This window comes from Gottfriedia sp. NPDC057948 (assembly GCF_042887255.1).
GTDB lineage: Bacteria > Bacillota > Bacilli > Bacillales > Bacillaceae_G > Gottfriedia.
Window position 1 is genome coordinate 1 of record NZ_JBHVPN010000009.1, and the last position, 12,259, is coordinate 12,259.

Here is a 12,259-nt window from a genome sequence, read left to right on the forward strand (position 1 = left end):
AAATCCCCCTTGTAGTAATAATTTTCCTACAAAGGGGATTTTTTCTAAAATTATATGCTTAGATCTATTGACTAAGTTATTTTTCAACACTCTGACAAAAACCTTTACCATTGGAGTAAAGGTTTTTTTTATAAATACTTGTATTGTTTAATCGGAAATGACAGATGATAATATCGTGCTTTTAAAAAGGTAAAGAATGAAAGGTGGAAATTCGTTTGACGACACTATTGTATATCACAGCACATCCGCACGATAAGTCTACTTCTTACAGTTTGGCGGTTGGTGATGCATTTATCGAGAGTTATAAAGCTGCACATCCGAATGATCAAGTAGTACATGTTGACCTTTATAATGAAACGATTCCTCATATTGATGCCGAAGTATTTGCAGGATGGGGGAAACTTCAATCTGGAGGATCATTTGATACACTTTCTTCAGGTGAACAATCAAAAGTAGGAAGATTAAACGAGATTGTAACTCAATTTGCTGAAGCAGATAAATATGTATTTGTTACACCTTTATGGAACTTTTTATTCCCTCCAATTATGAAGAACTATATTGATGCGATTTGCGTTGCTGGTAAAACTTTCAAATATACTTCTAATGGGCCTGAAGGATTATTAGGTGGTAAAAAAGCTTTGCATATCCAAGCACGTGGTGGGGTTTATTCAGAAGGTCCAGCTGCAGGCCTTGAAATGGGACATCGCTATATTGGAGTGATAATGGGCTTCTTAGGTGTTCAAGACTTTAATGGAATTTTTGTAGAAGGTCAAAATCAATTCCCAGACCGAGCACAAGAAATTAAAGAACAAGCAATTCAAAAAGCTAAGGAAACTGCAAAGGATTTTTAATATGTTTAGAACAAAAACTCACTTTTTTGGTGAGTTTTTTTCAGTTATGATCAGGAATTATCGTCTTCTAGTATTTTAACTTACTCATGAACCTGTTATGGGTAGTTAATTACAGATATTTGCATTTATAAGTCCTCATGAAGCTGTCATGAGTAAGTAAATTACAGATATTTGCATTTATTAGTCCTCATGAACCTATCATGAGTAAGTTAAATACAAATATTAGCGTCTATAAGTCCTCATGAACCTGTCATGAGTAAGTTAAATACAAATATTAGTGTTTATAAGTCCTCATGAACCTATCATGAGTAAGTTAAATAGAGATATTAGCATCTATAGTCCCCATGAACCTGTCATGAGTAAGTAAATTACAAATATTAGCGTTTATAAGTCCTCATGAGGCTGTTATGAGTAAGTTAAATATAAATATTAGCGTTTATAAGTCCTCATGAACCACCTACTCCAAATTTAATCTAAAAAGAAAAACCACATTTAAGTTTGTGGTTTTTCTTCATTCATTTTCACATTGCCAAATCGGTAAATAAATCCGGAATATGGATCCTTCGTTTTCCTTACTACTTACTTTAATTTTGCCTTTAAATTTTTCGATTATATTGAAGCAGACGGTTAATCCAATCCCAGTGCCTCTTTCTTTTAGTGAGTAGAAGGGAGTGCCAAGCTTTTCAATTGTTTCTTGGGACATTCCAATTCCTGTGTCTATGATTTCAATAAGTGCATATTCATTTTCTTGTAATAGATTGATTGAAATAAATCCGGCTTCGTGCATTGATTCAATGGCGTTTTTCATCAAGTTAACGAGAACTTGTTTAAATTCAATCGGATTTATTTTTGTATGAAGCAATTGATTTAAGTTTAAATGGAAACCGATGCTTTGACTATTTGCCATCGAGGCAAGCAAATCAGTTACATTCAATATTTCTTTATTTACTTCTACGACTTGTAGCGTTTCAGTTTGAGGTTTTGCTAGTGATAAATAATCATTAATAATGATTTGAGCGTATTCTAATTCTTTTAGCATCGTATCGACATAGTATTTTTCTTCTGGGTTCATTGTTTTTGTTTTTTGAAATAGTTGTGCAAAACCTTTTACGACAGTAATTGGATTTCGAATTTCATGTGCGATCGTTGCAGCTAGTTGACCAATCGAATTTAATTGTTTCGCGTGTTGTATCTCCTTGTGATTGGCTTCTAGAGCGATGACCTTCGTCTCTGTTTGTAAAAATACAAATAAGAGTATTAATTGAATCGCTAGGAATTCTAATATATTGCCGACAGGGTCTAATGCTATATAAGAATATTTTTCTTTTAGATTGGTGAATGAGATTAGTAATACAAAAGTAGGGCCAATTAGTATATTTAATACCCAACCGATATAAAATGCTATGCGATTATATAAAAAGATCGTAAAGATTGGAATGATTGCTACAAAACTATACATTGTTGATGTGTCTGGGTATGTCCAAAATTTAATATACACATATAGTGAAGAAATGGTTGTAAATAATACTTTTGAAAATGTGTTATCTTTTTTAACAAAATTGAATAAAGCAAAAATAACAATGAACATTAAGATAATTTGAATTATAAGTTCAATTGGATGATCCTTAAAAGTTAAAGGAGAGAGTGTAATTCCTACTAGCAATAAAGAAGTGAGTGAAGCCATAAAAAAAATATAAATTCGACGGCTCCTTTTGTTGTAGTACTCTGTATTTTTCATGCTTCAATCTCCGTTCTGAAAAGAAACTTTCAATAATATTTTACACTTTTCAGAAAATTATTTATAGATAAATTTTGACAAAATTAATATAAAAGAGACCAAAAAAATGTTTTTTTGGTCTCTTCAGTGTGTGTGATAAGGTCCTGAAAATTAATTAGAAAATGAAACAGTGATCGTTACAATCTCAGAAGGGTTACCTGTTCTAATTGGAGGTCCCCAAGTTCCAAATCCTGATGAAACGACAAAGTGTGAGCGATCTTTTTGTAAATAGCCCCAATCAACTTCATAAAGTCGACGGGTAATTAAGTGATTAGGCATAAACTGGCCGCGATGTGTATGTCCAGAGACTTGTAAATCTACGCCTAATTGAGTTGGTATTTCTAAATGATAGGGCTGATGATCAAGTAAGATAATTGGTTTTGTATGATCGATTCCTTCAAGTAGTTCATGTAAATCTAAGCGCTTTTTACTTGCAAGGTCTTTACGACCAACGATATAGAAATTGTTATCAACTAGTTCTTTCTCATCTAATAAAATATGAATACCAGCATCCTTTAAATGCCTGGCAAGTAAATCTAAATGTCCACCGTAATAATCATGATTACCTGGGACTGCATATATTCCAATCTTTGGTTTTAACTTTTTCAACGTTTGAATCATATTTTCCTCAACAAAAGGAGTAATATCTTCATCAATAATATCTCCAGCAATTAAGACTAAATCAGGAGCTAGCTTATTAATCTTTTCAACAAGAAACTCTAATCTTTGATTCGTGACTAATGTGCTTAAATGTAAATCCGAAACTAGTACAATTGATAGTTCTTTATACTTTTCATTTGGTTTATCAACATTAATGTCATAATGAACAATCTGTGTGTCTAGTGCACTTTTTCTACCTTTTACGATAAGGTTTGTGACACATAATATGACAATTGTTCCAAGTATCACAGTTATACTACTTGTTTTGAAAGATGTAAATTCGCTTAAAATCAGTCCAATCAAATCAGCAACGATCACAAAGAAAATTAAATAGTAAAAGATGGCTAACCAGTATGCTCCAATTTTATGGATCGGTTTAAAGAATGAAGTAGGAAGCTTACTCTTTAAAACTCTTGAAAGAATGTACGCAAAAGTTATTAACAGAAATACGATCCAATAGATTATTTTTATTGTTGGATTCGTCCATCTACTTAGCAAAGCATTAATATAAATCCATCCATTAAGACCTATGTAAAAATTAATTAGGAAAAAGAAAATCATAACCAAAATAATATTTAATACTATTCTTTTATTCATATTTATCCCTTTCATACGATAGTGGTATGGTAATTCTAGTATAAATGTTTAAACTTATAAACGCACCTTTTTCACTTTCTATAAATTTAAAAATAGCATTAAAATATTAATCGACAGAAAATGAAAAATAGTGTGAGTTAATAGGGTAAAATAAAGGATTTTTGGAAGTTTTGTCGTATTATATTTATGTTAATTATATTTCGAAAATTTCGAATCTAGTGAGGGTAAAAACGTGTTAATCGAAAAACTTTTGCTACATGTTTTAATCATATTAAGTCCAATCTTAATATACAGTATTATTTATGAAAGACATGGCTATAAAGATAAAATTTATCTTTTTGGCATGTTTCAGGCTGTAGCAGGTTTTTTTTGCATGGCCTTTCCATATCCAGCATATGGGTTATTTTGGGATTTAAGATATATACCACTAACTCTTGCGTTTCTTTATTGTGGCTATCGCTGGGGGATCGTGACTTTTTTAGCGATCTTATTAGCTAGAATCATATTAGGTGGAGACGCTATCATATTTGGTATGATCAGTATTACCTTATCCTCACTAGGGTCTTTAATTTTATTTAAATGGTTTTGGACATTTAAGCCTAAACAGAGAATAATTGCAACAACTCTTATTAGTTTATGGCCAGCTTTAGTTCAACTAGGAATCTTATTTACTTTTTTATTCGTAAATAAGATTAGTTTTAAAAGTGATTACAGACTATTTGGGTTAGTTCTTATTTTTATTGTAATAGAGTTAATCGCAATTACTTTAGGAGCAAAACTGATTGAAACACTAATTGAAAATAAAATACTACATAAAGAAATCCAAAGAGCTGAGAAACTTAATACGTTAAGTGAAATGGCAGCTTCTATTGCTCATGAAGTTAGGAATCCACTTACAGTTGTTAAGGGTTTCTTACAATTAATGCAAGAAAGCAAAGATAATCAGTCTATGGAATTTTTGCCTCTAGTATTAAGCGAATTAGGTAGAGCAGAAGGGATCATTAATGATTATTTAAACTTTGCCAAACCACAATTTGAAAAAGTAGAAACGTTCAATTTAAAGCAATGCGTTTCAGATGTAGTCACCTTATTAGTTCCTTTAGCGTTAAAGCAAAATGTTAAATTAAAAGGTGATACAGAGGTCGAAACATTTATAAATACAGATAAAAATCAATTTAAACAAGCACTAATAAACCTAATTAAAAATGCAATTGAGGCAACTAGCTCAGGGGGATATGTACATACGAAGCTACACGAAGAAAAAGATAAAACGGTCATTACGATTAGAGATAATGGAAAAGGAATGACTAAAGAACAGCTTTCACGTATTGGTACGCTATTCTATTCAACTAAGGAAAAGGGAACTGGCGTAGGGACAACAGTTTCTGTTCGAATCATTGAAGCAATGAATGGAACAATCACCTTCGAGAGTAGCGTTGATGAAGGAACAAAAGTAACGATTAAACTACCAAAAGTTGAGCCTAAAGACAGTAAATTGGTTTGACCTATTGGGAAAAGGAAAAACGCTTATGAAATTTAGACTAAGCGTTTCTATTAATGTGAGTATTGTCTATAATATTATATCTTTCTAGCAAACCAAACCGTCCAATAGTCTTTTTCAATAATAGCAGATTGATGCTGAAGCTTATAATCGATGAATTTCACTAATTGATTTAGCTCTTCATCAGTGAGTTCATGAAGAATTGATCGACCTGTTCTAAGTAATAAATCACTCCGAAGTGATTCTAGGTCAGCGTAGATACGTCTTGTTTCCCAAAGTTTTACTGTGTTCTCTATATGAAACCCAGCTGATTCTAATGCTGAGTGCATTTCTTGCGTATCATATCTTCTTGATATTTCTTTCGTTTTCAATTTTGGGTAAAGGTCAAAAAAATAACCTCGTATATGGCTATCATCTCCAGGAAGTAAACAATCTTCTGGCGTCCGGTCTTGTACGATCAATATTCCGTTCTTTTTTAGTAAACGATTTGCCTCAGTGAAACAGGCATTTAAATTATTTAAATGATGGACTAAAGCTCTTTCCAAAACTACATCATAATTTGAAGATGGAAGCTTAGTATGATATGCATCTCCTTTACTAAAAGAAATATTACTGTAGTCTTTACAGTTTTCAACAGCACCTTTAAGCATTTCCTCTGAAAAATCTACCGCCGTAACGTGGTTTACTTTTAACTTAGAGAGAGCTTTCGAATAGATCCCTCCACCGCAACCTATATCAACTGCGTCCTTTCCAAACAAATCAATGTTATCACTCATTAACTGAATCCAAGATTGATCAGCCTCTCTAGTTGTATAAGTCTTATTATTTTGTGCATCGTGGAAGTTGATGGCCATTTGATTCCCTCCTTAAATTTGATTTAGGTGCTTCTATTTACTAGTATAGTCGATGATATTACACTGAATAATATCAATAAGTTATTGGCATTAATAAGATATTTTTATTAAGAAAAGCGTTAGATAAAAAGGAATGGTGAAAATGGAAGGTACAATCGAAAGATTTGAAAGCTTAAGAACTGAACTAATCAATCACTATGAAGCATCAAAAGGAAGTATCTTTGGCCATAAAGGATTAAAAATACAAGGTAAAGTTTTTGTATTCTATAATGAACCTAATATTGTTGTAAAGTTAAAGCCAGAAGATGTTGCAACAGCTTTAACATTAAGCGGAGCAAAGAACTTTGACCCAATGGGTGGGAAACCTATGAGAGAATGGGTTGAAATTCCATACGGGGATCAACAGTGGTTTGATTATGCAATAAAAGGTATGTCATACGTTAAAAGTTTACTAAAAAATTAATAACTTAAAATTTGTTGTTATAAGCTATGGATGGAAGTTTTATGATTTCCATCGCTTTAATGTTAAGGGAGAATGATATAAGTGAACAATCGTAAAGTAGCAGTTTCTTGGAGTGGTGGGAAGGATTGTTGTTTAGCATTAGACTTACTAATTAAAAATAAATATGAAGTGGCATGTCTAGTATCAATGGTATCGAAAAAGGATGAAAGAAATCATGCGCACGGGACGCCGCTTAATTTCTTACAAATGCAAGCTGATGCAATTGGTATTCCTCTTGTCATGATTGACTCAGCAGGTAAATACGAGGAGTCAATGATTAATGGACTAAAAACAATAAAAGAGGAATTTGATCTTTCTGCGATTGCATTTGGTACTTTATATGTCGAGGAAGATCGACAATGGAATGAACTAGTTGCAACTAAGGTGGGACTTGAACCGATGTTCCCAGTGTGGATTAAGAAAAGTGAAACTACTAATTTACTAGATCAATGGCTTGAGACTGGATACGATGCAATTATTTGTAGGGCAAAAGAGAATATTTTTGATTCTACGATCGTAGGTAAGAACCTAAATGACGACTTAAAACAACTATTCATTAGCAAAGAAATCTGTTTAATGGGCGAGAGCGGAGAATATCATACGTTTGTAATTGATGGCCCATTATTCAAAGAACGCTTAAATATAGTAGATGCGGATACAATTCTAAATAGTGGATTATGGTCTTTAAATATTAAAGAAATAGAAACAACTAAATAGATTTCCACTGAATTTTTATAAAGAAAATATAGTTTGAGATTGCTATTATCATTGCTTTAGAGAAATTAGCAAAAGCAAGCTAAAATCACTTAAATATATTTAATTTAGGTGACTTTAGCTTGTTTTAGTTGTCTTACTTTCAATTATTTGTAGTTAAGTACCAGTCAGCATAGCGCTTAATCCCCTCACTAATTGATACTTTAGGTTCATAGTTTAAATCACGTTTGATTTTTTCAATATTAAGTGTATAGTCATAGCTCAAGAAATTGGCAATATGCTTGGAAACTTTTGGTGGTTTGTTAGTAATCCTCGCAATTAGTTCTGAATTCAACGCGATAAATGACAGTAGTTTTGGTGAGATGTTTTTTGTATTTAACTCTTTATTTAAGGCAAAGAAGAGCTGTTTAAGCACGTCAATTAAATAAAGAGGTTGATCATTTGTAATATTGTAGTATTCACCATTAAAGACATTATCTGCATTCATACATGCGATGATCATATCGACAACATTATCGATATAAGTAAAATCCATTAGAACTTGTCCTTTATGAACTAATGGAATTCCTCCATTTTCATTTATCTGTATAAATCTTCCGAAAATCGTATGATCGAAAGGTCCGAAAATTTGTCTAGGTCTTAGTGAGATTGCAGGTAATCCTTTTTCAATTGCATCTTCAATAATTAAATCTGCAATATGTTTTGTTTCAGCGTAATAATTAGAGTGTTTTGATGGCAGCGGATCACTTTCTTTAACATCTTTACGACTCTCACTAGTAAAGTACACACTCGGGGTCGAAATATTAATAAATTTTTTTAAATCTGTTGAAAGTGAAGCTTTAACAATATTTTTTGTCCCTTCAACATTTGTTTTCTCGAATTCAGAAAAACGTCCAAAAGGTGCTGCAAGTGCAGCACAATGGATTACATAGTCTACATTATTTATATTTTCTTCTAATAAGACAGAGTCATTCAAATCGCCTTTGACAAAGGTGACATTCTCCATCTTGTTGAAAAATTTAGCTGCTTCCTCATTTCTTCCAAAGGCTATAACGGAATAGCCCAATTCACTTAATTTTTTAGTCGTATGTTTTCCTAAAAAACCCGTGGCACCACTTATGAAAACATTCATTATTCCACCCCGAAAAGAAATTATTGTCGTTCAAAGTTTATGAATCTCGTTCCTTGGAAAGTTAGTTTTCCTGTATCATTTTCTACTAATTGACCATAAATGAACCCATCAATTTGAAATTCAATTCTGTCTCCAGATTCGACTTCAAGTGTAACATAATAATGTGTAGAGGAATGAGCGAACTGATTCGTATTAGCACGCTGAACGTAATCTATTCTTTTAGTAACTATTTTTGCTGTGACAAATAATTTGGGTTGTTTATTATTATAATTCCATTGCTTTAATCCTTTTAATAGTGCAAAAAATATACCTGCAAAAACGAAGACGAAAATGATTGGAAATACGAAAGCAATAATTTTAAAAATATCAAAACCTGCATCAAACCCTGACATTATTAAGACCCCCTTTTAATAAATTGTAAGTCTCACACTTCTTAATCCTTTTTAAGTCAAATCGGTCTCTCTATATATAGTTTATTAAATTTTCTGAAAGTAATAAACCTATTTCTTTCAACAAGTTAATAAAATTGGAGCTGTATTGTAAACGTTAAATTATTTTAGTGAATTTTATTTCTTTTGTTATATAGATATAACGCTAAAATCGATCCGGTTAGTAAAAAATGTAAAATAATTACTATTAATAATCTAATAGAACTACAACACAAAAAAGCTTTAAATTAAGTGTAAATCTCGTTATTTTCCTTATATGAACATTAATTGTGACAGAATAAAAAACTAAGTAAAAAATACTTCCATTTTAGTAAATTTTAATTGGATTAATTATTGACCAATAATATCCAGGGGAGTAGGATACTTTTAATAGAACTCTTTTTTCTCTATTATGTTCCATCGCCATGGTAGTAGCTTTTAAAACTAGTATGGTGATCAATAAAATAAGGCTAGCAAGGAGATAAAGGGTTAGATAATTTAAATCTATTACTATCTAATCGAAAAGCGGGTAGGGATTATGGAAAATTAGTTATAGGAGTGATCAGGAAATGAATGTTAAAGATTTAATATCAGTTTACAATCAGTATTACAGTCATTCTAATTTACGCGTTTTTTTTGTATCAGGCCATTCGGACGAAATCGAAGAACTTACGGACTTTGTTGGAAAAGGTCGCAATACTTCACAATCATTTGGCATTTATGTGCTTTTGTCTAGAACAGAGACGCAACTAATTAAATTAGTATCCTTAAACTTTGAAGATTTAGGAATCATTGAAATTTCTTTAAATGATTTAGGTGAAGAAATAAAGCATGACTGGACTAGCTACTTAAAGAAAGTGATAAGTTATTTAAAACAAGCAGGGTATCGAATCAATAGGGGGATGGACATACTGATTTACAGTAATCTTCCAAATGAAGTAGGGCTATCTTCAACTAAATCAGTTGAAGCGTTAACAGATACAATGTTAAAAACATTATACGAATAGAAAAGAGAAACCACATCAATATTTTCAACAAGTAAAAAACAGCTAAGATTACTCCGGAAAAATTAAATTCTCCTCATGTAAATTATATTATTTCAAATTTGCTTAAATAAAACTTAATTATACGATCTAGATTTTAAAAAAATAAAATATGTAAAAAATTCTCCATATTTAATGAATAATCGTACAACCTTCAACTGTTAATATTAAAGTAATAGTTTCGAAAACAATTCAGATTGGAAGGTTACGAGGAGAGTTGTAATGACTACAATTAAAGATATTGCCGAAAAAGCAGGGGTATCGATTGCTACTGTATCACGAGTGCTTAATTATGACCCTGCACTATCAGTAAGTGACGATACAAAACAAAGAATTTTTGAAACAGCAGAAAAGCTTTCATATAAGAAAAAATCGAAAGTAAAAAAGAATATTGCTAAAATCGCACTAGTTAAAGGCGATCATGGTAATGAAGAATTAAGTGATCTCTTTTATATGCTAATTCGTTTTGGAATTGAAAATAAGTGTGAACAACATTCCTTGCACATTTCTACTTTTTTTCGTGGAAATGAAAAGGGGATGTTAGATGAGCAAATACTTGGTGTGATTGCATTAGGTAAGTTTGATGATCAGCAAATTAGCTCATTGAAAAAAGTATCGAAAAATATCGTTTTTGTTGATTTTTCACCAGATGAGGAGAAATACGATTCTGTTGTGACAGATTATGAGAATGCTATTATAAAAATTTTAGATCATTTTATATCGCATGGACATCAAAAAATCGGATATATAGGTGGACGCGAATATGATAAGAAGCAAGGTCAAAAAATTAATTCCCGTGTGAAAACATTTAAAAATTATTTGGAAGAAAAGGGACTCTTTCGCAAAGAGAATCTTTACTTAAGTGACTTTACAGCTGAAGCAGGATTTAATTTGATGAACAAAGCAATTCGAGAACAAGGTGGAGATTTACCAACAGCATTTATAATTGGTTGTGATACGATGGCTGTCGGATGTTTAAGAGCACTTCATGAAGCAAATATATCAGTACCAGAGCGAGTAAATTTAATCGGAATGAATGATTTCGTGTTTTCAAAATATCTTTTTCCTAGCTTAAGTACTTTGAAGGTTTACACTGAATTGATGGGTGAATCCGCAGTGGATTTATTAATGGAAAGACTTTTAGGCAGGAAAGTAGCTAAAAAAGTGATTGTTCCTACGACGTTAAAGATTCGTCAAAGTAGCCTTTAAAGCAACTATTTGCGAAATTTGTAAGATAATTCCTAAAAATTAAACATTTTGCTTTTAATCTTAACTCTTTTTAGTATAATTAAAAATTAAAAGGAGTGGGAACGTGAAGGTTGGGTATTTAGGTCCTGAGGCGACTTTTACACATGTTGCTGTTCGGTCTGTATTTAAGAATGATGAACATATTGCTTATTCTAGTATTCCTGTTTGTATGGATAATGTTGCGGAAGGTGAAGTTGATTTAGTTGTCGTACCAATAGAGAATTCGGTTGAAGGATCTGTGACCACAACAATTGATTATCTTGTACATGAACAGCCATTAAAAATGGTTGGTGAAATTATTATACCGATAAGACAGCATTTATTGATGGCAAAAGGACAAGCACATCGAGTAAAGGATATTGAGGTGATTTATTCTCATTCTCATGCGTTAGCTCAGTGTCACACATTTTTGCATAATCAATATAAATATACAAAGTTAGAACCAGTTACTTCTACAAGTGCTGCGGCTAAAATGGTTAGTGAGCAATCTAATGAGTGTATAGCGGCTATCGCTAACGAATTTGCTGCAAAGAAATATGGATTAGAAATTGTTGCTTCAGATATTCATTCAAATTCATATAACCACACAAGATTTGTTGTGTTGCAAAGACAAGATGCTAATTTTGAAACAAGTTATTTTCAACCTAAACATACTAAGGCAACTCTAGTTATTAACATGCCGGAGAATCATGCAGGTGCGCTTCACCAAGTACTTTCTGCATTTGCATGGAGAAAGATTGACCTTTCAAAAATCGAGTCGCGTCCGACGAAAACTGGATTAGGAAATTACTTTTTCATTATTGATGTTGAGATGGGCTACGATGAAGTATTATTACCTGGAGTAAAGCAAGAATTGGAAGCTTTAGGCTTTTCAGTTGATGTTGTAGGAAGTTATTCAACAATTTCACTATAAAAAAGAGAAGGTTTATAAGCCTTCTCTTTTATATTTTTT

12 protein-coding genes are annotated in these 12,259 nt (G+C 31.9%); 7 read left to right on the forward strand and 5 right to left on the reverse strand.

Going from position 1 to position 12,259, the window contains the following annotated elements; all coding sequences use genetic code 11:
• Positions 1–215 precede the first annotated feature (215 nt).
• Complete coding sequence (locus ACFVRR_RS14485; RefSeq protein ID WP_387329722.1) at positions 216–851, forward strand: FMN-dependent NADH-azoreductase; 636 nt, start codon at positions 216–218, stop codon at positions 849–851.
• Between the two features lie 511 nt (positions 852–1,362).
• Here the strand turns inward: ACFVRR_RS14485 and ACFVRR_RS14490 are convergent.
• Positions 1,363–2,589 (reverse strand): ATP-binding protein, encoded by a 1,227-nt coding sequence (locus ACFVRR_RS14490; RefSeq protein WP_387329725.1) that lies wholly within the window; start codon positions 2,587–2,589, stop codon positions 1,363–1,365.
• Between the two features lie 150 nt (positions 2,590–2,739).
• On the reverse strand, positions 2,740–3,885 hold the full coding sequence (locus tag ACFVRR_RS14495; RefSeq protein ID WP_387329728.1) for a metallophosphoesterase: 1,146 nt from the start codon (positions 3,883–3,885) through the stop codon (positions 2,740–2,742).
• Positions 3,886–4,117: 232 nt separating this feature from the next.
• Here ACFVRR_RS14495 and ACFVRR_RS14500 point away from each other — a divergent pair, with 232 nt between their 5' ends.
• Positions 4,118–5,389 (forward strand): ATP-binding protein, encoded by a 1,272-nt coding sequence (locus tag ACFVRR_RS14500; RefSeq protein ID WP_387329731.1) that lies wholly within the window; start codon positions 4,118–4,120, stop codon positions 5,387–5,389.
• A gap of 74 nt (positions 5,390–5,463) precedes the next feature.
• On the opposite strand, the gene ACFVRR_RS14505 is transcribed toward ACFVRR_RS14500, so the two are convergent.
• Complete coding sequence (locus ACFVRR_RS14505) at positions 5,464–6,240, reverse strand: class I SAM-dependent methyltransferase (protein ID WP_387329734.1); 777 nt, start codon at positions 6,238–6,240, stop codon at positions 5,464–5,466.
• Positions 6,241–6,382: 142 nt separating this feature from the next.
• On the opposite strand from ACFVRR_RS14505, the gene ACFVRR_RS14510 reads away from it, so the two are divergent.
• Together ACFVRR_RS14510 and ACFVRR_RS14515 are read left to right on the forward strand one after the other, a co-directional pair.
• Positions 6,383–6,703 carry a hypothetical protein gene (locus tag ACFVRR_RS14510; RefSeq protein WP_335447288.1) on the forward strand — a complete coding sequence of 107 codons (321 nt, stop codon included), beginning with the start codon at positions 6,383–6,385 and terminating at the stop codon, positions 6,701–6,703.
• Between the two features lie 81 nt (positions 6,704–6,784).
• The gene (locus ACFVRR_RS14515) at positions 6,785–7,459 is read left to right on the forward strand and encodes a Dph6-related ATP pyrophosphatase (RefSeq protein ID WP_387329737.1); all 675 of its coding nucleotides are present in this window, start codon (positions 6,785–6,787) and stop codon (positions 7,457–7,459) included.
• Between the two features lie 139 nt (positions 7,460–7,598).
• On the opposite strand, the gene ACFVRR_RS14520 is transcribed toward ACFVRR_RS14515, so the two are convergent.
• Both ACFVRR_RS14520 and ACFVRR_RS14525 read right to left on the reverse strand, forming a co-directional pair.
• Positions 7,599–8,588 (reverse strand): NAD-dependent epimerase/dehydratase family protein, encoded by a 990-nt coding sequence (locus tag ACFVRR_RS14520; protein ID WP_387329740.1) that lies wholly within the window; start codon positions 8,586–8,588, stop codon positions 7,599–7,601.
• Positions 8,589–8,608: 20 nt separating this feature from the next.
• On the reverse strand, positions 8,609–8,980 hold the full coding sequence (locus ACFVRR_RS14525; protein WP_387329742.1) for a DUF2500 domain-containing protein: 372 nt from the start codon (positions 8,978–8,980) through the stop codon (positions 8,609–8,611).
• A 605-nt stretch (positions 8,981–9,585) separates the two neighbouring features.
• Between ACFVRR_RS14525 and ACFVRR_RS14530 the strand changes: the two genes are divergently transcribed.
• The 3 genes from ACFVRR_RS14530 to pheA all read left to right on the forward strand — a co-directional run bounded on the left by ACFVRR_RS14530 (position 9,586) and on the right by pheA (position 12,220).
• Positions 9,586–10,023 carry a galactokinase gene (locus ACFVRR_RS14530; RefSeq protein WP_387329745.1) on the forward strand — a complete coding sequence of 146 codons (438 nt, stop codon included), beginning with the start codon at positions 9,586–9,588 and terminating at the stop codon, positions 10,021–10,023.
• A 258-nt stretch (positions 10,024–10,281) separates the two neighbouring features.
• The gene (locus tag ACFVRR_RS14535; protein WP_387329748.1) at positions 10,282–11,268 is read left to right on the forward strand and encodes a LacI family DNA-binding transcriptional regulator; all 987 of its coding nucleotides are present in this window, start codon (positions 10,282–10,284) and stop codon (positions 11,266–11,268) included.
• Between the two features lie 103 nt (positions 11,269–11,371).
• Positions 11,372–12,220 (forward strand): prephenate dehydratase, encoded by an 849-nt coding sequence (gene pheA / locus ACFVRR_RS14540; protein WP_387329751.1) that lies wholly within the window; start codon positions 11,372–11,374, stop codon positions 12,218–12,220.
• The last annotated feature ends 39 nt before the right edge of the window (positions 12,221–12,259 follow it).